Here is a 19,988-nt window from a genome sequence, read left to right as displayed (position 1 = left end):
CACTCGCCTGACCTGACCAACTTCAAAGAGGGTGCATTCAATGTCCCAAGAATTCGATTACATCATCATCGGTGCCGGCTCGGCCGGTAACACCCTGGCGACCCGTCTGACTGAAGACGAAGGCGTCACCGTCCTGCTGCTCGAAGCGGGCGGCCCGGACTACCGTCTGGATTTCCGCACGCAAATGCCGGCCGCGCTGGCGTTCCCGCTGCAAGGTCGTCGCTACAACTGGGCTTACGAAACCGATCCAGAGCCACACATGGACGGCCGCCGGATGGAATGCGGTCGTGGCAAGGGCCTGGGTGGTTCTTCGCTGATCAACGGCATGTGCTACATCCGTGGTAACGCGATGGACTACGACAACTGGTCGAAACTGCCCGGCCTGGAAGACTGGACCTACCTCGACTGCCTGCCGTATTTCCGCAAGGCGGAAACCCGTGACATCGGCCCGAACGACTACCACGGTGGCGACGGTCCGGTCAGCGTGACCACGCCGAAAGCCGGCAACAATCCGCTGTTCCATGCGATGGTTGAAGCAGGCGTGCAAGCCGGTTACCCGCGTACCGAAGACCTGAACGGCTACCAGCAGGAAGGTTTCGGCCCGATGGACCGCACCGTGACGCCGAACGGCCGTCGTGCCAGTACCGCTCGCGGTTACCTGGACGTCGCCAAGAAGCGTTCGACCCTGACCATCGTCACCCATGCCCTGACCGACAAGATTCTGTTCGAAGGCAAGCGTGCGGTTGGCGTGCGTTACCTGATCGGCGCGGCTGAAGAGCGCGTTGAAGTCCGTGCCCGCAAGGAAGTGTTGCTGTGCTCCGGCGCCATCGCGTCGCCACAGATCCTGCAACGTTCCGGTGTCGGCCCGGCCGAACTGCTGAAAAAGCTCGATATTCCGGTGGTTCATGACCTGCCAGGCGTCGGTGAAAACCTGCAGGATCACCTTGAGCTGTACCTGCAATACGCCTGCACCCAACCGGTCTCGCTGTACCCCTCGCTGCTGCTGCACAACCAACCGGCCATCGGCGCCGAGTGGCTGTTCAACGGCACCGGCATCGGCGCCAGCAACCAGTTCGAAGCCGGCGGTTTCATCCGCACCCGTCCGGAATTCGATTGGCCGAACATTCAGTACCACTTCCTGCCGGTGGCGATTAACTACAACGGCAGCAACGGTGTGAAAGAACACGGCTTCCAGGCGCACATGGGCTCCATGCGTTCGCCAAGCCGTGGTCGCATCCAGGCCAAGTCCAAGGATCCGCGCGAGTACCCGAGCATCCTGTTCAACTACATGGCCACCGAGCAGGACTGGCAGGAGTTCCGCGATGGCATCCGCCTGACCCGTGAAATCATGCAACAGCCAGCTCTCGACGCCTTCCGTGGTCGCGAAATCAGCCCGGGCATCGACGTGCAAACCGACGAGCAACTGGACAAGTTCATCCGCGAGCACGCCGAAACCGCGTTCCACCCGTCCTGCTCGTGCAAGATGGGCACCGACGAGATGGCCGTGGTCGATGGCGAAGGTCGTGTGCATGGCATGCAGGCCCTGCGCGTGGTCGATGCCTCGATCATGCCGATCATCACCACGGGCAACCTGAACGCGCCAACGATCATGATGGCCGAGAAAATCGCCGACAAGATCCGCGGTCGCAAGCCACTGCCGCGCAGCAAGGCCAAATACTACGTGGCCGGTGATGCACCGGTGAAGGGCAAGCCGTTGCGTGATGTGAGCCCTACCGCGCAGTAAGCCGTAACACCGCATCGCGGCCAATCGCGGGCAAGCCCGCTCCCACAGGTTCCGGGGTGGATTCGCAATTTGTGATCCACCCAAGCCCACTGTGGGAGCGGGCTTGCCCTCAATGGGGTCCGACCAGACGCCGCAGGCCAGGTAAACCCTTCCTACACCGCTCCGCCCTTGATCCTACCCCCACGCAGGCCTAATCTAGCGCCACGCAAACGTTTCACCCTCCCCTCGCAACATCGATACGCCGCCACTCCATAACAAGGAGGTTCCCGAATGTTCGATTTCCACCCCCAGCTCAAGCAGCGCTTCGCTGCGTTGCGCACGGGCGCTGAATTTTTTTCGCTGCGATATGTACGCGAGTCCGGCCAGTACCTGTCAGTGCGCAAGAACGTCGCCGAACCGCCGAGCCTGAGCCGGGACGAAGGGGCGATGCTGACTGTTCGGGTCAACGGCGTCGAAGCCTACGCCGCGACCAACGACCTGTCCCTATCCGGCCTGCAAGCTGCACTGGAGAGGGCTGAGCAACAAGCCCGTCGACTCATGCCCCACGCCCTGCTCGACCTGCGCGAGCAAGCCGTCTCCAGCGACCGCGCCGACTATTTCTCACCCAACCTCGACCAGCCCTTCCCGTCCCTGAGCGATTGCTACCAACTGCTCGGCGCCGAATCCGCCGCCGTGCCCAAGGACGAGCGACTGGTGAACTGGCAGGCGAGCATCGGTATCACCAACGTCGAGCAGATTTACCTCAACAACGCCGGTGCCGAATTGCGCCAGGCCCAGCGCTTCGTCTACCCGAGCATGGACGTCACCGCCTACGACGGTAGCGACAGCCAGACCCGCACCCTGGGCCGCGAGAACTTCGGCCAGCAGGGCGGCTTTGATGTGATCAGCCGCTGCGGCCTGGTCGGCTGCGGCCCGAAAGTCGCCGATCAGGCGCTGCAATTGCTGCTGGCGCCGAACACCCCGCAAGGCCCGCGCGACCTGTTACTGATGCCCGACCAGATGATGCTGCAGATCCACGAGTCCATCGGTCATCCGCTGGAACTGGACCGCATCCTCGGCGACGAACGCAATTACGCCGGCACCAGTTTCGTCAAGGCAGAAGACTTCGGCCGCCTGCAATACGGCTCCGCACTGCTCAACGTGACGTTCGACCCGGACATCCCCGAGCAACTCGCCAGCTATGGGCATGACGACGACGGCAGCGCCGCCAGCAAGCAATTTCTGATTAAGGAAGGTTTGCTGCTGCGGCCATTGGGCGGCGCGCTCTCGCAATTTCGTGCCGGCATGGATGGCGTTGCCAACAGCCGCGCCTGCGGCTGGAACCGTCCGCCGATCGACCGCATGGCCAACCTCAACATCGAGCCCGGCGATCAGCCGCTGGAGCAGATGATCGGCAATATCGAGCACGGCATTTTGATGAGCACCAACCGTTCGTGGTCAATCGACGATGCGCGTAACAAATTCCAGTTTGGCTGCGAATGGGGCCAACTGATCGAAAATGGCGAACTCAAGGGCGTGGTGAAGAACCCGAATTACCGGGCGATTTCCGCACAATTCTGGAAAAGCCTCAGCGCTGTCGGCGATGCCAACACCGTCAAAGTGTTAGGCACGCCAAACTGCGGCAAGGGCGAACCGAACCAGGTGATCCGCGTCGGCCATGCGTCGCCGGCCTGTGTGTTCAGCAATGTTGATGTGTTTGGGGGAGATGCCTGATGAGTACGTCCACGAGCACTTCAAAAAGCCAGGCCGATTCGTTCAAGGCCCTGGTCAACTGGCTGCGCGATGCGCTGCGTACGCCTGAACAATTCACCCTCAGCTACGCCGCCGAATCGTCGGCCTTCGTGCGTTTCAACCACGCCAAGGTCCGTCAGGCCGGACAGGTGCAGCAGGCGAGCGTCGGTTTCAAACTGATCAACGATGGACGTCATGCCGACCTGAATATCACGCTGTCAGGCGACTCCGAAATCGACCTTCAGCGCTTGGCCGAAGGTCTTCAGCAGTTGCGCGAAACCCTGCCACTGTTGCCTCAGGACCCATACCTGCTGCTCAACCAGAATGACTGGCAGAGCAACAACGTGCAGGATCATCCCCTGCCGGATACCGAGCAGGTGGTCGCTGAAATCACTCAGGCTGCCGAGGGGTTGGACCTGGTGGGTTTCTATGCCGCCGGGCCGATCAGTCGCGGCTTCGCCAGTTCCTCGGGCGCGTTCGGCTGGCATCAGGCCAACAGCTTCAACTTCGATTTCAGCCTGTTCCATGAAAACGGTCAGGCGGTGAAAGCCAGCTATGCCGGGCACGACTGGAACAGCGAAGGGTTTGCCAGACGTTTCCAGCAGGCCCGCGAGCAGTTGGCGTTTCTGGGGCGGCCGTTGCGCACGCTGGCGCCGGGTCAGTACCGCGCTTACCTCGCGCCGGCGGCCCTGGAAGAAATCATGGGCATGCTCAGCTGGGGCGGGTTCTCGGCGCAGTCGATTGCCAGCAAGAGCAGTCCTTTGCAGAAGCTCTACGGTGGCGACAGTTCGTTCAGCCCGTTGGTGTCTCTGGATGAAAAAGTCAGCGGTTCCCTGAGCCCGGCGTTTTCAGGCGAAGGTTATCCGCGCAGTGATCTGAGCCTGATTGTCGAGGGCAAGGCCGGCGCACAACTGGTCGGCTCACGCAGCGCCGCCGAATACGATTTGACCGCCAACGGTGCCAGCGGCGGTGAAGCGCCGAGTGCGTTGAACATGGCGGCCGGGGTGTTGCCTGATGCCGAGATTCTCAAGCAACTGGGCACCGGTTTGTACATCAGCAACCTGTGGTACCTGAACTACTCGGACCAACCGGCGGCGCGCCTGACCGGCATGACACGGTTCGCGACCTTCTGGGTCGAGAACGGCGAGATTCAGGCGCCGGTCAGCACCATGCGTTTCGATGACAGCGCCTACAGCTTGCTGGGTTCGCAGTTGGAAGCGTTGACCGAGGAACGCGAGCTGTTGTTGTCGGCCAGCACGTACAGTCAGCGGGCGACTGCTTCGGCGTTGTTGCCCGGTGCGCTCGTCAGCCGATTGACCCTGACCCTGTAAACACAAAACTGTGGCGAGGGAGCTTGCTCCCGCTGGGTTGCGAAGCGACCCCCTAGATCGGCAAACGCGTTCTATCAGACATACCGCATTCGCCGGATTTACGACTGCTACGCAGCCGAACGGGAGCAAGCTCCCTCGCCACAGGGTTCAACGTCAGCCATGAATCTGCATTAACCCACAAGAGGTCCCATGCCCAACCGCCCACCTCTCGACGCTGTCACGGCCCGCTGGTTGCCGTGGGTCGTTGCCATTGCCTTCTTCATGCAGTCCCTCGACGGGACGATCCTCAACACCGCCCTCCCCGCCATGGCCCGAGACCTGGCCGAAGACCCGCTGCGCATGCAGGGGGTGATCATCGCCTACATGCTCACCGTCGCGTTACTGATCCCCGCCTCCGGCTGGATCGCCGACCGTTTCGGCACCAAAAAAATCTTCTTCGGCGCCATCCTGTTGTTCAGCATCGGCTCATTGCTCTGCGCCTTGTCGAGCACTCTGAGCATGCTCATCGGCGCCCGGGTGATCCAGGGCCTGGGCGGCGCCTTGATGCTGCCGGTCGGACGATTGGTGGTGCTGCGTGCGTATCCGCGCTCGGAGCTGGTGCGAATCATGGGGTTCATTACCATCCCTGGCCTGCTCGGCCCGCTGATCGGCCCGACCATGGGCGGCTGGATGGTGCAATACCTGACCTGGCACTGGATCTTCCTGATCAACCTGCCGGTGGGCGTCCTCGGTTGCTACGCGGTATGGAAATTCATTCCCGACCTGCGCGGCAGCGAGCGCACCCGCTTCGATAGCATGGGCTTTTTGCTGTTCGGCGCGGCGATGGTGCTGATCACCATCGCCATGGAAGGCCTCGGCGAACTGCACCTGCCGCACTTGCGGGTGATGTTGCTGCTGTTTGGCGGCATGGCGTGTCTGGCGGCGTATTGGCTGCGGGCCGGGCACATCGACAATCCGCTGTTTGCGCCATCGCTGTTCAAGACCCGGACCTTCGCCGTGGGCATCCTCGGCAATCTGTTCGCCCGGCTGGGCAGCGGCGCATTGCCGTTTCTGGTGCCGTTGCTGCTGCAAGTGGCGCTGGGTTATTCGCCGTCACAGGCCGGGATGAGCATGCTGCCCCTGGCTGCGGCCGCGATGGTCGCCAAGTCGGTGGCGCGGCCGTTGATCGAACGTTTCGGCTACCGCATCGTGCTGACCGGCAACACACTGGCGTTGGGAATCATGCTGGCAAGCATGGGCCTGGTCAGCGAGCAGACGCCGTATTGGCTGCTGCTGGCCCAGTTGGCGATTCTGGGGGCGATCAACTCCTTGCAGTTCACCGCGATGAACACCGTCACCCTGATCGACCTCGATGACGCCAGCGCCAGCAGCGGCAACAGTTTGCTGTCGGTGGTCGCGCAACTGTCCCTGAGCCTCGGCGTGGCCTGCGCGGGTGCCCTGCTCGGCGGCTTCACGGCGGAGATCGGCAATGACGGCGTGGACACGGTTCTGGGCGCGTTCCAGCTGACGTTCGTGACGGTCGGAGTCATGGCGATGCTGGCTGCAACCATCTTCTCGCAGCTGTCGAGAGAAGACGGACGGCGCGTCAAACGTCCGGAACAGCACATAGAGCCTTAGGGCGAATGGCCATGGGACTGATACACTGCGCGACATTTTGTTTTGCAGGCCAGTCCCGTGACCACCATCGCCACCGCTTTTAATACTTTGCCGCTGTCCGCCGCCATGCTGGCTAACCTCGACTCCCTCGGTTATGCCCAGATGACGCCGATCCAGGCGCAAAGCTTGCCGGTGATCCTCAAGGGGATGGACCTGATCGCCCAGGCCAAGACCGGCAGCGGCAAGACCGCGGCCTTCGGTATCGGCCTGTTGAACCCGATCAATCCGCGCTTTTTCGGTTGCCAGGCGCTGGTCATCTGCCCGACCCGTGAGCTGGCCGACCAGGTTGCCAAGGAAATCCGCCGTCTGGCCCGTTCCGAAGACAACATCAAGGTCCTGACCCTGTGTGGCGGCGTGTCGTTCGGTCCGCAGATCGGTTCGCTGGAACACGGCGCGCACATCATCGTCGGCACCCCGGGGCGCATTCAGCAGCACCTGCGCAAGGGTTCGCTGGTACTCCACGGCCTGAACACCCTGATCCTCGACGAAGCCGACCGCATGCTCGACATGGGCTTCTACGATTCCATCGAAGAAATCATCGCCCAGTGCCCGGAACGTCGCCAGACCCTGCTGTTCTCTGCCACTTACCCGGTAGGCATCAAGCAGTTGGCCTCGAAATTCATGCGTAACCCGCAGCAAGTGAAGGCCGAGGCATTCCACGACGACACCCAGATCGAACAACGCTTCTACGAGATTTCCCCGGAAGAGCGCATGGACGCCGTGGTTAAAGTCCTCGCGCATCATCGTCCGGCTTCCTGCGTCGCGTTCTGCTTCACCAAGCAGCAGGTTCAGGAAACCGTCGATCACCTGACCGCCAAAGGCATTTCCGCAGTAGGCCTGCACGGCGATCTGGAACAGCGTGACCGCGATCAGGTCTTGGCGATGTTCGCCAACCGCAGTACGTCGGTACTGGTTGCCACCGACGTCGCCGCGCGCGGTCTGGATATCGATGCGCTGGACATGGTGATCAACGTCGAACTGGCCCGTGACTCGGAAATCCACATTCACCGCGTTGGCCGTACCGGTCGTGCCGGTGAGAAAGGTATCGCGATCAGCCTGGTCGCTCCGTCCGAAGCCCATCGCGCCCAGGCTATCGAGCAACTGCAGAAGTCGCCGCTGAGCTGGGATCAGCTGGACAACCTGAAATCCCAGGGCGGCGCACCGCTGCTACCGGTAATGAGCACGCTGTGCATTGGTGCGGGCCGTAAAGACAAGGTGCGTCCGGGTGACATTCTCGGCGCACTGACCGGCGACGCCGGTATTCCGGGCGCTCAGGTCGGCAAGATCGCGATTTTCGACTTCCAGGCCTATGTGGCCGTGGAACGCGGGATCGCCAAGCAAGCCTTGCAGCGTTTGAACGACGGCAAGATCAAAGGCCGCTCGTTGCGCGTGCGCATCCTCTAACCTGATCGTTCCCACGCTCTGCGTGGGAATGCATCCCGTGACGCTCCGCGTCACATAACGGCGGACGCAGAGCGTCCATGGCGGCATTCCCACGCAGAGCGTGGGAACGATCATTGTGTGAGGACACCGTTTTGCGTTCTACCGAAGTCGTGATCATTGGCGCTGGCGCCGCAGGGTTGATGTGTGCGCTGACCGCCGCCGGGCGCGGGCGCAAGGTGATGTTGCTTGACCACGCGAACAAGGCCGGCAAGAAAATCCTGATGTCGGGCGGTGGCCGCTGCAATTTCACCAACATGTACACCGAACCGGGCAATTTCCTCTCGCAGAACGCACATTTCTGCAAATCCGCCCTGGCGCGCTATACCCAATGGGACTTCATCGGCATGGTCGCCAAGCATGGTGTGCCGTACCACGAGAAAAAACTCGGTCAGCTGTTCTGCGACAACAAATCCAGCGACATCCTTGAGATGCTGCTCAACGAATGCGACCAGGTCGGCGTGAGCTTGCACCTGGACACCTCGATCCAGACCATCGAAAAACTCGAAAGCGGCTACCTGCTGGACACCACGCTGGGCCAGATCACCTGCGAATCCCTGGTGATCGCCACCGGCGGCCTGTCGATTCCGACCCTCGGCGCCACCGGTTTCGGTTATCAAGTCGCCAAGCAGTTTGGCCACGACTTGCTGCCGACCCGCGCAGGCTTGGTGCCGTTCACCATCACCGATCAGCTCAAGGCGCTTTGCACCGAGCTGTCCGGCACCTCGGTGGACTGCCTGGTGAGCTGCAACGACCAGAGCTTTCGCGAGAACATCCTGTTCACTCACCGTGGCCTCAGCGGTCCGGCGATTTTGCAGATTTCTTCGTTCTGGGAATCCGGCGACACGGTAGAGATCAACCTGATGCCGGACCACGACGTGCCGACCTGGCTGCAACAACAGCAGGCCGAACGCCCGAACAGCGAGTTGAAAACCCTGCTCGGTGAAATCTTCACCAAGAAGATGGCCAACCTGCTCGCGGACAACTGGTTTGTCTCCAAACCGATGAAGCAGTACACCCACGCCGAACTGGCGGATATCGCCGAAAAACTGGCGAGCTGGAAAGTCGTACCGGCCGGCACTGAAGGCTACCGCACTGCCGAAGTAACCCTGGGCGGCGTCGACACGCGTGAAGTGTCGTCCAAGACCATGGAATCGCTGAAGAGCCCCAGTTTGTATTTCATCGGCGAAGTGCTCGACGTCACCGGGCATCTCGGCGGCTTCAACTTCCAGTGGGCCTGGGCCTCCGGTTACGCAGCCGCGCAGTACGTCTGACTCAACCAATAACCTGTGGGAGCGAGCCTGCTCGCGATAGCGGTCTGACAGTCGACATCAATGTTGAATGTGCCGGCCTCATCGCGAGCAGGCTCGCTCCCACATTTGTTATGCGTTGATCTCTGAAGGAACAGATTTTGCTGTCAGATGTGATCGGCGCCATTGCGTCGGCGTCATTAGTGGCTCAATTTAGCGTCATTGCCTCGGAAGGCCTTCGCACTTCATGCCATCGACCACATTTCGTCAGTCTCTGCGTCGCCTCTGGGCGCTGGATAAATTCAGTTATAGCGTGCGGGTATTCATCGCCCTGACCGGCAGCATGGCGCTGTGTTGGTATCAGGATCAAATGGGGCTGCTGATCCCGTTGTTCCTGGGAATCATCGCCAGCGCCCTGGCCGAAACCGACGACAGCTGGCAGGGTCGCCTCAATGCGCTGGCCGTGACGCTGGTGTGTTTTATGGTCGCCGCCCTGTCCGTCGAACTGCTCTTCCCCTACCCCATCCTCTTTATCATCGCCTTCGCACTGGCCAGCTTCTGTCTGACCATGCTTGGCGCGTTGGGCGAACGTTATGGCGCGATTGCTTCGGCGACACTGATTCTGTCGGTCTACACCATGATCGGCGTGGACCAGCGCGGCGGCGCAGTCACCGATTTCTGGCACGAGCCGGTGCTGCTGGTGGCCGGTGCGGCGTGGTATGGCTTGCTCTCGGTGCTGTGGCAGGCGATGTTTTCCAACCAGCCGGTGCAGCAGAGCCTGGCGCGACTGTTCCGTGAATTGGGTTATTACCTGAAACTGAAGTCGTCGCTGTTCGAGCCGATCCGGCAGATGGATGTAGAGTCGCGACGACTGGAACTGGCCCAGCAGAACGGTCGTGTGGTTGCTGCATTGAACGCTGCCAAGGAAATCATTCTGCACCGGGTCGGCGATGGCCGGCCAGGCTCGAAGCTCAGCCGCTACCTGAAGCTGTACTTCCTCGCCCAGGACATTCACGAGCGCGCCAGTTCTTCGCACTACCCCTACAACGCTCTGGCCGAAGCGTTCTTCCACAGCGACGTGCTGTTCCGCTGTCAGCGCCTGCTGCGCCAGCAAGGCAAGGCTTGCCGCGCACTGGCCGAGTCGATCCAGATGCGTCAGCCGTTCACTTATGACGCAAGCTTCGCCGAGGCCCTGAGCGACCTGCACGCCTCCCTCGAACACCTGCGCATCCAGAGCAATCCGGCCTGGCGCGGTCTGTTGCGTTCGCTGCGGGCACTGGCCGCCAACCTCGGCACCCTTGACCGTTTGCTCAGCGACGCCAGCAACCCCGATGCGCTCGCAGACGCCACCGACAGCAGTCTGCTCGACCGCTCACCCCGCAGCCTCAAGGATGTCTGGATACGCTTGCGCACACAGCTGACGCCGACATCCTTGCTGTTCCGCCACGCCCTGCGCCTGCCCCTGGCGTTGAGCATCGGCTACGCGATGGTGCATTTGATCCACCCCTCGCAGGGTTACTGGATCATCCTCACCACGCTGTTTGTCTGTCAGCCGAACTACGGCGCCACCCGCCGTAAACTTGGCCAGCGGATTATCGGCACCGCCATCGGCCTGACCGTGGCCTGGGCGCTGTTCGATCTATTCCCGAACCCGTTGATCCAGTCGAGCTTCGCCATCGTTGCCGGGGTGGTGTTCTTTACCAACCGCACCACCCGCTACACCTTAGCGACTGCCGCAATCACGATCATGGTGCTGTTCTGCTTCAACCAGGTGGGGGACGGTTACGGGCTGCTCCTGCCGCGACTGTTCGATACCTTGCTCGGCAGCCTGATCGCCGGGCTGGCGGTGTTCCTGTTTCTGCCGGACTGGCAGGGTCGACGCCTGAACAAAGTGCTGGCTAATACCCTGACCTGCAACAGCATTTACCTGCGCCAGATCATGCAGCAATACGCCGTCGGTAAAAGCGACGACCTGGCTTATCGCCTCGCCCGACGTAACGCGCACAACGCCGACGCCGCATTGTCGACGACGCTGGCCAACATGCTGATGGAGCCGGGGCATTTCCGTAAGGAAGCGGATGTCGGTTTCCGATTCCTGGTGCTGTCGCACACCTTGCTCAGCTATTTGTCGGGGTTGGGGGCGCACCGCGAAACCCAATTACCGTCGGACGTGCGTGCGCATTTGATCGACGGTGCCGGCGTGAGCCTGGCCGCCAGCATCGACGAAATCGCCCAGGGCCTGGCGAGTAAACAACCGATTGAGATTCAGAGCGATGAGGAAGAGGCGCTGGCCAACGGGCTGGAGCAAATGCCGGATGAAATCGATGAAGGCCAGCGGTTGGTGCAGACGCAACTGGCGTTGATCTGCCGGCAACTGGGGCCGTTGCGGACGTTGGCGGCGCATCTCATTAAAGACACCAGCGAAACCTGAGATTTGTAGTGACTGGACTGACCTCTTCGCGAGCAGGCCCGCTTGTGTCTTGCGCAGGAATTAGACTGAGGGTGAGAGCGGGCTTGCTCACGAAAAGGCCATCCGCCTCACCACAAAACCCGGATCAACCCACCTCACATCCCATGCTGCCTGAGCAACTTGTCATAACTCCCATCGGCCTTCATCGCCGCAATCTCGCGGTCGAAACCGGCGACGATCTGTTCATGCTGCGGATTCTTCAGGCTCACCAGAATGTGCAGGCTGTTCTCGCTCAACGGCTTGGGTAAAAACTCCACGGCATTGCGCACTTTGGACGATTCCCGAGCGAGGTAATACTTGGCGACGAACTCATCTTCCAGGGTCAGCTTGACCCGGTCGGCCGCAACCATGCGCACGGCCATGGCGAAGTTATGCACCGGGACTTTCTGCAGCGACACATCATCGTCAAACTCGTGCGAATAGGCATAACCGCGTACCACCGCTATCGGGTAGGTGTGCAGTTGTTGCAGGTTGTTGAATTCGATCGGCGCGTCTTTACGCTTGAGAAAGCGCACGCGGTTGAGCAGGTACTCACCAGAAAACTGCCCCAGCTTCGTGCGCTCGTCGGCGTACCAGGCGTTGACCAGCACGTCGTAACGCCCCTCGCCGACCCCAAACAAGGCTCGCGCCCACGGCACCTGTTCGAAATCACTGGCATAACCGGCCCGGGCCAGCGCGGTACTGACGATGTCCGTGGCCAATCCGCCATTGACCAGCATGGCGTCGGTAAAAGGTGGCCAGGCATCAGCTACCAGACGCAGCTTTTCCGCTGCCGCGCTCTGTGTCAGCAACAGCAATCCAATCCAAGCAAACGCTCGATGTAATCGCGGCATGCCAGAAAATCCTTAGCGGGCGGGCTGCCCGACGTCTTTTTCAGCCAAAACTCCAGGGCCCCTCTACCGGCATAACCCAGGTCCTAACATTAGCTCATTGAGGCCATTGCACAGCGCTTCATCGCAGATTACACAAAGAAGACAACCTCGCGAGAAATGAATGATGGCATTTTGGCCTTTATCACAGATTTCTCTGCCATCAAGACATCCCGCGTCAGGGCGCTTAGTATCGGAACAACGTTGTTCAAGGAATGTGAAGATGACAATCGATTGGGTCTGCAAACACCACAGCAATCTGGGCAAAGAACAGCTGTACGCCATTTTGCAGCTGCGCGCCGAGGTGTTCGTCGTCGAGCAGAAATGCATTTATCAGGACATCGATGGTCAGGACCTGGAAGGTGACACCTGCCATTTGATGGGCTGGGACGGGGATCGTCTGATGGCTTACCTGCGCTTGCTCGACCCGGAGTTACAGGGCGGCGACGTGGTGATCGGCCGGGTGATCATTGCCCCCGCTGCTCGCGGCACCGGGCTTGGGCATGAAATGATGAGCCAAGCGTTGAAACAGGCCGAGAAGCACTGGCCTGAAATGCCGATCTATCTCTCGGCCCAAGCGCATTTGCAGGGGTACTACGGGCGGTACGGGTTTGTGGTGGTGGGAGAGGAATACCTGGAAGATGACATTCCGCATATCGGGATGCGCCGCCCGTAAGGGCCCCTTCGCGGGCAAGCCCCACACACATTAGTCCTGTGAACGCAGTTCCAGTGTGGGAGCGGGCTTGCCCGCGAAAGCGTCAGCCGAATCACCACAAGCGCTCAGGGGTATTCCAGCACCGCTTTGATCTGCCGCAGATTACGCTCGATCCACCCCCGATCAATCGCCCCCCACTCGCGAATCCGATAGCGTCCCGCATGGTTGCGCGCGCCCTCTTCCTGCTCGAATTCACACATGATATCCAGATCCGCCAACGCCGCGATGGTGTCCTGGGCCGTGCGCCGGGGCATGCCGGTCACTTCGGTCAATGCCGGGACGCTGCTGGCCAGTCCGCTGTCGATCAGGTACGCCACGTACAACCGGCGGTAGAAGCTGCTCTTGGTCTTGCTCACGTCCATCCATGCGCTCCTTATAGAAGAGCCTTCGGCAGCGCCCACAAGCGCGTAGGAGCTGCCGAAGGCTGCGATCTTTTGATCTTGATCTTTCAGTGCATATCCCGCCACGTCAGGTACACCCGCAAATCGAACTCCACCTGGTGATACCCCGGCAACATGTGTTCGCACAGTTTGTAGAACGCCTTGTTGTGATCCGACTCTTTGAAGTGCGCCAGCTCATGCACCACGATCATTTTCAGAAACTGCGGCGCCGCATCCTTGAACAGCGAGGCGATGCGAATTTCTTTCTTGGCCTTGAGCTTGCCACCCTGCACCCGGGAGATCGCGGTGTGCAGGCCGAGCGCGCGGTGGGTCAGGTCCAGGCGGTTGTCGAATAACACCTTGTCGATGGCCGGGGCGTTACGCAGGTATTCCTGCTTGAGGTCCAGGGCATAGGCGTACAGCGCCTTGTCGCTCTGCACCCCGTGCTTTTCCGGATAGCGCTGGCTCAGGTAATCGCCCAGCCGACTTTCGGCGATCAACTGGCGCACCTGGTCCTGCAACGCAGCGGGGTAGGCCTGGAGGTATTTCAACACAGTCATTGGGGCGGCAACACGCGTCACGAAAAGGTCGCCAGTGTAGCGAATTCAACTCGTCAGCGCGCTCCAGTCGAACGGTTCGACAAAGTGACGGGTGTCCTCGGCCATCAACGGCCGCGCTACCAGAAAACCCTGTACATACTGGCAACCGTTGGCCTGCAGCCACTCATATTGCGCCACGGTTTCAACCCCTTCGGCAATCACCAGCAGACCGAACTGTTTGCACAAATCGATGACACTGCGCGCCAGCGCCGCATCCCGTGCGGACCCCGGCAACCGGGCAATCAAATGCCGGTCGAGTTTGAGCGTGTCCAGTTCCAGATCTCGCAAGTGCGCCAGCGAACAAGCCCCGGAGCCGAAGTCATCCAGCGCCACCCGCACCCCCAGATTGCGCAACAAGCGCAGTTGTTTGCGGGTTTCATCGGGGTTATGCATCAAGGCCTCTTCCGTGACCTCCACCTCCAGCTGACGCGGCTTCAAACCATGACGCTCCAATACCTGACGCAACTCGGTGACCAGGTTGGGCAAACCGAACTGCGTGCTGCTCAAACTGACACCCAACACCAGATCTTCGGCAAATAACGTTTCCCAGGCTTTTCGCTGTTTGGCCCCGCGATGATAAATCCAGCTGCCCAGGCGACTGATCAACCGCGCCTCTTCCAGCAACGGCAAAAACAGCCCCGGCGGTACATCGCCGACACTCGGATGCTGCCAGCGCAGCAACGCCTCGAACCCGCGAATCCGGCCATCGGCAATGGCCACCTGAGGCTGATACACCAGGTTGAAATCGCGGTTCTCGATGGCCGTGCGCACGCTTTCTTCGAGCATCAGCCGCGAGCGCGCCCGGCCGTTCATTTCGTGATCGTAGAAACGATATTGCTGACGCCCGGCACGCTTGGCTTCGTACATGGCAATGTCGGACGCGCGCATTAATCCGTCCAGATTAGCCCCGCAATCGGGGTAAGTGGCAATGCCGATGCTGGCGCCCAAGACGATGTCCATGCCTTCGATTTGCTGACAGATCGACACCCGCTCGATGAGTTTCTCGGCAATCTTTGCTGCTTGCTCGGGGAGTTCAAGATCCAGCAGCGCGGTGAACTCATCGCCGCCCATCCGCGCCAGAATGTCGAAAGGCCGCAGACACGCCTTCAACTGCTCGGACACCCAACGCAGCACCCGGTCGCCGGCATCGTGACCGAGGGAATCGTTAACCCGCTTGAAGCCGTCGAGGTCCAGGTACAACAGCACCCACGTGCTGTCGGAGCGTTCGCCACGCAGCAGCAGGTTTTCAACGGTCTGATAGAAACCCCGGCGATTGAGCAGCCCGGTCAGCGGGTCGGTCACCGCCTGGAACTCCAGCTGCTGATGCAGATGGCGCACCACCGACATGTCCAGCACCGTCACCACCATGGCGTGTTGTTCGATGGGTAACGGCGCGCAGGACAACGCTACCGGCACTTGCTGGCCGGGCGCCGTGCGCAGCAACGCATCGTGCAGGCGCAGGGTTTCACCGCGCTTGTAGCCGGCAAACAATTCGGAGTCGACCCAGATCGGGATGTGCGGTTTTTGCAGGAAATCCAGAAACTCTTTGCCTTGCAGGTCGTGCACCGTGGCATTGAGCAGGCGAGACATCGCCGGGTTGGCAAAGCGAATCAGCCCGTCCTCGCCCACCACTAGAATGCCTTCGGCGGCATTATCCAGCACCGAGGCATTGAAGGCTCGGGCGACTTCCAGGTCATGACTCAACCGCTGCAAGGCACGGCGATTACGCTGGTGCTCCAGCAAGGCCTGGACTTTGGGTTTGAGAATTTGCGGGTCGAACGGTTTGAACAGGTAATCCACCGCGCCACTGGCATAGCCCTTGATCACAGCATCCTGGGACTGTTCGTTGGCGGTGAGGAAAATGATCGGCGTGAGGCGGGTTCGCTGGCTGCCACGCATCAGACGCGCCACTTCGAAACCGTCCATGCCCGGCATCTGCACATCCAGCAGCACCAGGTCGACATCGTGTTCGAGTAACAGGCCAAGGGCCTCAAAGCCGGAAGCCGCGGTGATGACCTGCCAGTCCTGGCGCTGTAACAAGGCGCGCATGCTGATCAGGTTTTCAGGGTAATCATCAACAATTAAAAGGATTGAGCTGCCTTCATCTGGCGTAAGTTGTGCGCATTCCATGCTGCATCTCTTGTTCGGGAACTCAGGCCGGCCTCTTGTGAAAACCGGACATATGTTGCGACTTCACTCTAGCCCCGGATCCGCGAAAGCAGAAGCTGCCGGTGTGCCATCACTCAAGCAAAGTTTCAGAAGCCGACTAACGGTCAGTCCTACAGCCCCCGGAAACCGGGAAAGATGGCATTTCGACAGGATGTTGACGCCAACCATCTGCCGGACGGGCGTTAACAAAGCTGTCTTCTACGCTTATAAAGACCCCCCGAAGGCACGTGCTAGAGCGTCTGGCACGTGCGTGCAGCAAAAAATGTGGAAGTTTGAATATGATCGATCTCGCAACCTGGAACCTCAGTGTTCCTGTCGGCAGCCCGCCGTATACCGTCGAAACAGCCAAGCTGGTGGACGGCTTCAAGGATCAATACTTCCACTCCGATACCGGCACGTTGTTTTTCTGGTCTCCGGTGACCGGCTCCCGCACTGAAAACGCGATTTACCCTCGCACCGAACTGCGCGAAACCTACAGCAATGGCACGCTGAAAAACTGGTACTACCCCGACGCGGACAATTCCCTGCGTGCGACCCTTTCGGTCAGCAAGGTACCCAGCTCGGGCAAGATCGTTATTGGCCAGATCCACGCCTACAACAGCCAGAAGCCCATGGTGAAGGTCGAGTATCAATATAAAGACTACAGCACGACCGGCAACATCGTCGCCAAAGTGCGCATGCACCCCGACGACGACACCCCCCGGGTCATCACCATCGCCACCGGCGTGAAACTCAATCAGGAATTCTCCTACCTCATCCACCTCAGCCCGGGCGGTGCATTAGGCATCAGTGCGGCGGGCTACCAGTGGGACACCGACATCAGCGCGATGTGGCGTGATAAGCCGTTGTACTTCAAGGCCGGGGTCTATGTGCAGGACAACACCGGGTACACCAGCGAGGGCGGGGAAGTGACGTTCAGCAAACTGGATATCGATCACGATACGTAATCCCTAAAAGATTGCAGCCTTCGCGCGCCCTGTAGGAGCTGCCGAAGGCTGCGATCTTTTGATCTTCAGCTCCGAAAACCTCGTAGGAATCCACCCATTGTGGTGAGAGGGCTTGCCCCCCGTTGGGCTGCGAAGCAGCCCCAAGTCCTGCGACCCAATTTCCTCAGACACACCGCAGTGCCCGGTTTTACGACGGCTGCACCACCGAACAGGGACAACCCCCCTCACCACAACGACCACGTTGCGTCCTACAGCCCGGCTGCGGTCACCAAAGTCGCCGCTTTATAGTTCGTCCCGTCGCTGACAGCAATCGGCGATAGGGTTTCGCAGCCCTACAGTACAAGTCGTAACCAAGCACCATAATGAGCAACGACGGGCGCATCAGCGCCCATCGTCAGTTTTATGGTGGCTGTGTGTGGGAGACCTTCGGGTCTGCCGGGTTTCCTTGTACCTCGGTCTGCGAACCCGCGCACAGCGACCACCCAATTCGTTTCGCAGCGAACGGCAGTAGCTCTTCTTTTTGAGTACAAGGAAGATTTACTTATGAGCAACCCGCCCCGCCGCTTCACCCCCATGTCCCACTTCGCCACCGACCACCCTATTCTCTTCATCGACAATGACGCCTCACTACGCGATCTCCACAACTGCGTCAGCGAACGCCTCAACGCCGTCCTCAAATACCTCAACCTCATGGTCTGCACCAGTCTGCCTGACTACGCCGAGAACGACATCAACACCGTCACCAACATCGCCCGGATCATGGTCCAGGACATTGCCGATGTGTTTGGGGTGATTGAGCAGCGTGGGTTCGATACACCTAAAGGTCAGTAATCAAATTTCAGCCATTAAAAAACCCGCATTTCTGCGGGTTAATGAGATGGTCACCCCCACACCCTGCGAGGGCTACGCTTTCGCAGGGTGTTTTGTTTTCGGAGGCCATCATCATGAGCGACTCAGCGCTGATCGGTATCGATCTCGGCAAACACAGTTTTCATCTACACGGCCAGGATAAATCGGGCCGAGAGGTATTTCGCAAGCAGCTCTCACGACAACAAATGATGCAGTTCTTCGGCACTCATCCGGCCTGTACTGTAGCGATGGAGGCCTGTGCCAGCGCGCACTTTGTCACTCGCCAACTGATGGCTATGGGGCATGAAACCAAGCTGATTTCCCCGCAATTCGTTCGCCCCTTCGTCAAAGGCAACAAGAACGACTTCATAGATGCCGAAGCGGTTTGTGAGGCTGCCTCACGGCCATCAATGCATTTTGTCTCGCCCAAGACCGAGGCCTAGCAGACGCTTTCCGTCCTACACCGAATGCGCGAATCGCTGGTGCGTGATCGCACCAAAACCGCTAATCAAATGCATGGTTTCCTGCTGGAATTCGGTATCAGCCTGCCCACGGGACTAGCGATCATGAAGCGCTTGGCGGATGTTCTGGCCGAGCATGAGTTGCCCGTTCGGCTCACGGTGTTGTTGCAACGCCTGCACGATCATTTCGTCTACCTGGACGAGCAGATCAAGGGACTGGATAAGGAGCTGGCAAGCCAGCTGGCCGACGATGATCTGGGCTGTCGTTTGCTGAGCCTGCCGTGCGTCGGCCCGATCACCGCCAGCCTGCTGGCTGTCGAAATGGGCGATGGTCGGCAGTACAAGTGCAGCCGCAACTTTGCCGCCTTTGTGGGGCTGGAGCCCAGGCAATACAGTACGGGTGGTCGAGCCAACCTGCTTGGTATTAGCAAGCGCGGTGACAAAAACCTCAGGCGATTGTTGGATTGTTGGTCCAGTGCGCCCGGGTCTACCTACAGAGACTGGAGCAACAAAAAGGGTTTTTGGCTGACTGGGTGCGCTCGTTGCTTGGACGGCGACACTCGAACGTGGTGGCCTGTGCCTTGGCGAACAAGTTGGCGCGTATTGCTTGGGCGATAGCCACTCACCATACGCAGTATGAAGCAGGGCCAGACGCACTGAACGCCTGACCCTGCGGTTGTTGCAGTACCACGATCCACCCTTCAGGTTTTGCGATAGCTGAACAACAGATGACGTGAACGGCCCACCGGCCTGACGAGGATCCTGACAATAAAATCGGCTTCAGAGGCCGACGGGTTTTTAAGGATCGTCAGGTGCGACTCTCATCGTGGCGCGGGGCATGCCCCAGACAGACGCCGGATAGATTTAGGCAAGCCGACCACTTCACCCACTGATCAGTATTGCAAAAATGGGGGTGACCATAGATTTTTATTACGTGCTTATTCTGACTCTTTCGGCAATGTGAAAGGCGCTGGCCCTTTAGAGTTTTGGATACTTCCCGGCTCTTGTTGTGGCGCAACTGGAATGGTGAAAGGTGCAGGGCCTTTCGCTTTTGGTTTTACATCCTTGGTGCTCATGATTGAGTACTCCATTACAGGGTGGAGTGTTCATCGTGAGAGAGCCGATACAGACTGTCTACTGTCAGATATGACAGTCACTTAGATACATTGGCGATAACGCTCAATACGTTAAGACGAGACAAGGCGATGATCTGTGCTTATCACGCCAATCAACTGTCTGCCTTGCCCACAGGTTTACGCCTTAGCCCCAACCCAACTGAGAGAAGCACTAGGGACGATTAAATATATCTGCCCCTTTTAGTTTCCAACAATCAATAGCTCAACCACTCCCCTACAAACCCGTGATGTACCATAGTAG

The 19,988-nt window shown here is 59.7% G+C and carries 15 protein-coding genes and 1 pseudogene; 11 read left to right on the top strand and 5 right to left on the bottom strand.

The features are described from left to right. Positions 1–40: 40 nt before the first annotated feature. The 7 genes from betA (at position 41) to yccS (ending at position 11,583) form a co-directional block, all read left to right on the top strand. Positions 41–1,744: a choline dehydrogenase gene (betA, locus tag LOY38_RS02465; RefSeq protein ID WP_258698712.1), complete on the top strand. Its 1,704-nt coding sequence runs from the start codon at positions 41–43 to the stop codon at positions 1,742–1,744. 270 nt (positions 1,745–2,014) lie between these two features. Then, positions 2,015–3,457, top strand: a complete 1,443-nt coding sequence (locus LOY38_RS02460; protein WP_258698711.1) for a TldD/PmbA family protein — start codon at positions 2,015–2,017, stop codon at positions 3,455–3,457. Further along, a complete protein-coding gene (locus LOY38_RS02455) occupies positions 3,457–4,806 on the top strand; it encodes a TldD/PmbA family protein (protein ID WP_258698710.1) in 1,350 nt (449 codons plus the stop codon). The genes LOY38_RS02460 and LOY38_RS02455 overlap by 1 nt, the downstream gene beginning before the upstream one ends. A 189-nt stretch (positions 4,807–4,995) precedes the next feature. Further along, complete coding sequence (gene mdtD, locus LOY38_RS02450) at positions 4,996–6,423, top strand: multidrug transporter subunit MdtD (RefSeq protein ID WP_258698709.1); 1,428 nt, start codon at positions 4,996–4,998, stop codon at positions 6,421–6,423. A 105-nt stretch (positions 6,424–6,528) separates the two neighbouring features. Next, positions 6,529–7,866 (top strand): ATP-dependent RNA helicase DbpA, encoded by a 1,338-nt coding sequence (gene dbpA / locus LOY38_RS02445; protein WP_258700644.1) that lies wholly within the window; start codon positions 6,529–6,531, stop codon positions 7,864–7,866. Positions 7,867–7,997: 131 nt separating this feature from the next. Next, entirely contained in the window at positions 7,998–9,176 is a 1,179-nt protein-coding gene (locus tag LOY38_RS02440; RefSeq protein WP_258698708.1) for an NAD(P)/FAD-dependent oxidoreductase, read from the top strand. Between the two features lie 223 nt (positions 9,177–9,399). Next, positions 9,400–11,583 carry a YccS family putative transporter gene (gene yccS, locus LOY38_RS02435; RefSeq protein ID WP_258698707.1) on the top strand — a complete coding sequence of 728 codons (2,184 nt, stop codon included), beginning with the start codon at positions 9,400–9,402 and terminating at the stop codon, positions 11,581–11,583. Between the two features lie 134 nt (positions 11,584–11,717). Here the strand turns inward: yccS and LOY38_RS02430 are convergent, their stop codons facing one another. Further along, complete coding sequence (locus tag LOY38_RS02430) at positions 11,718–12,455, bottom strand: ABC transporter substrate-binding protein (RefSeq protein WP_258698706.1); 738 nt, start codon at positions 12,453–12,455, stop codon at positions 11,718–11,720. A gap of 259 nt (positions 12,456–12,714) precedes the next feature. On the opposite strand from LOY38_RS02430, the gene LOY38_RS02425 reads away from it, so the two are divergent. After that, complete coding sequence (locus LOY38_RS02425) at positions 12,715–13,167, top strand: GNAT family N-acetyltransferase (RefSeq protein WP_258698705.1); 453 nt, start codon at positions 12,715–12,717, stop codon at positions 13,165–13,167. A 104-nt stretch (positions 13,168–13,271) separates the two neighbouring features. Here the strand turns inward: LOY38_RS02425 and LOY38_RS02420 are convergent, their stop codons facing one another. The 3 genes from LOY38_RS02420 to LOY38_RS02410 all read right to left on the bottom strand — a co-directional run bounded on the left by LOY38_RS02420 (position 13,272) and on the right by LOY38_RS02410 (position 16,315). Then, positions 13,272–13,568 (bottom strand): winged helix-turn-helix domain-containing protein, encoded by a 297-nt coding sequence (locus LOY38_RS02420; protein ID WP_258698704.1) that lies wholly within the window; start codon positions 13,566–13,568, stop codon positions 13,272–13,274. 86 nt (positions 13,569–13,654) lie between these two features. Beyond that, positions 13,655–14,146 carry a M48 family metallopeptidase gene (locus LOY38_RS02415; RefSeq protein WP_258698703.1) on the bottom strand — a complete coding sequence of 164 codons (492 nt, stop codon included), beginning with the start codon at positions 14,144–14,146 and terminating at the stop codon, positions 13,655–13,657. Between the two features lie 45 nt (positions 14,147–14,191). After that, positions 14,192–16,315, bottom strand: a complete 2,124-nt coding sequence (locus LOY38_RS02410) for a bifunctional diguanylate cyclase/phosphodiesterase (protein ID WP_258698702.1) — start codon at positions 16,313–16,315, stop codon at positions 14,192–14,194. Positions 16,316–16,632: 317 nt separating this feature from the next. Between LOY38_RS02410 and LOY38_RS02405 the strand changes: the two genes are divergently transcribed. From LOY38_RS02405 to LOY38_RS02395, 3 genes and pseudogenes are all read left to right on the top strand, one after another. Beyond that, positions 16,633–17,301 (top strand): polysaccharide lyase family 7 protein, encoded by a 669-nt coding sequence (locus LOY38_RS02405; RefSeq protein WP_258698701.1) that lies wholly within the window; start codon positions 16,633–16,635, stop codon positions 17,299–17,301. Between the two features lie 543 nt (positions 17,302–17,844). Continuing rightward, positions 17,845–18,132 carry a fructose-bisphosphate aldolase gene (locus LOY38_RS02400; protein WP_258698700.1) on the top strand — a complete coding sequence of 96 codons (288 nt, stop codon included), beginning with the start codon at positions 17,845–17,847 and terminating at the stop codon, positions 18,130–18,132. Between the two features lie 113 nt (positions 18,133–18,245). Further along, a pseudogene (locus LOY38_RS02395) lies at positions 18,246–19,279 on the top strand (IS110 family transposase). Between the two features lie 270 nt (positions 19,280–19,549). Here LOY38_RS02395 and LOY38_RS02390 read toward each other — a convergent pair. Continuing rightward, entirely contained in the window at positions 19,550–19,687 is a 138-nt protein-coding gene (locus LOY38_RS02390) for a hypothetical protein (RefSeq protein WP_258698699.1), read from the bottom strand. Positions 19,688–19,988: the final 301 nt, after the last annotated feature.

This window comes from Pseudomonas sp. B21-015, from assembly GCF_024749285.1.
Lineage (GTDB): Bacteria > Pseudomonadota > Gammaproteobacteria > Pseudomonadales > Pseudomonadaceae > Aquipseudomonas.
The sequence above is the reverse complement of the archived record's forward strand: the minus strand, read 5'-3'. Positions and strand labels throughout refer to the sequence as shown.

Bases quoted from the DNA above. Each gene is read 5' to 3' on its own strand.
- betA (WP_258698712.1), top strand. From the start codon at position 41: ATGTCCCAAGAATTCGATTACATCATCATCGGTGCCGGCTCGGCCGGT.
- LOY38_RS02460 (WP_258698711.1), top strand. From the start codon at position 2,015: ATGTTCGATTTCCACCCCCAGCTCAAGCAGCGCTTCGCTGCGTTGCGC.
- LOY38_RS02455 (WP_258698710.1), top strand. From the start codon at position 3,457: ATGAGTACGTCCACGAGCACTTCAAAAAGCCAGGCCGATTCGTTCAAG.
- mdtD (WP_258698709.1), top strand. From the start codon at position 4,996: ATGCCCAACCGCCCACCTCTCGACGCTGTCACGGCCCGCTGGTTGCCG.
- dbpA (WP_258700644.1), top strand. From the start codon at position 6,529: ATGCTGGCTAACCTCGACTCCCTCGGTTATGCCCAGATGACGCCGATC.
- yccS (WP_258698707.1), top strand. From the start codon at position 9,400: ATGCCATCGACCACATTTCGTCAGTCTCTGCGTCGCCTCTGGGCGCTG.
- LOY38_RS02430 (WP_258698706.1), bottom strand. From the start codon at position 12,455: ATGCCGCGATTACATCGAGCGTTTGCTTGGATTGGATTGCTGTTGCTG.
- LOY38_RS02425 (WP_258698705.1), top strand. From the start codon at position 12,715: ATGACAATCGATTGGGTCTGCAAACACCACAGCAATCTGGGCAAAGAA.
- LOY38_RS02420 (WP_258698704.1), bottom strand. From the start codon at position 13,568: ATGGACGTGAGCAAGACCAAGAGCAGCTTCTACCGCCGGTTGTACGTG.
- LOY38_RS02415 (WP_258698703.1), bottom strand. From the start codon at position 14,146: ATGACTGTGTTGAAATACCTCCAGGCCTACCCCGCTGCGTTGCAGGAC.
- LOY38_RS02410 (WP_258698702.1), bottom strand. From the start codon at position 16,315: ATGGAATGCGCACAACTTACGCCAGATGAAGGCAGCTCAATCCTTTTA.
- LOY38_RS02405 (WP_258698701.1), top strand. From the start codon at position 16,633: ATGATCGATCTCGCAACCTGGAACCTCAGTGTTCCTGTCGGCAGCCCG.
- LOY38_RS02400 (WP_258698700.1), top strand. From the start codon at position 17,845: ATGAGCAACCCGCCCCGCCGCTTCACCCCCATGTCCCACTTCGCCACC.
- LOY38_RS02390 (WP_258698699.1), bottom strand. From the start codon at position 19,687: ATGAGCACCAAGGATGTAAAACCAAAAGCGAAAGGCCCTGCACCTTTC.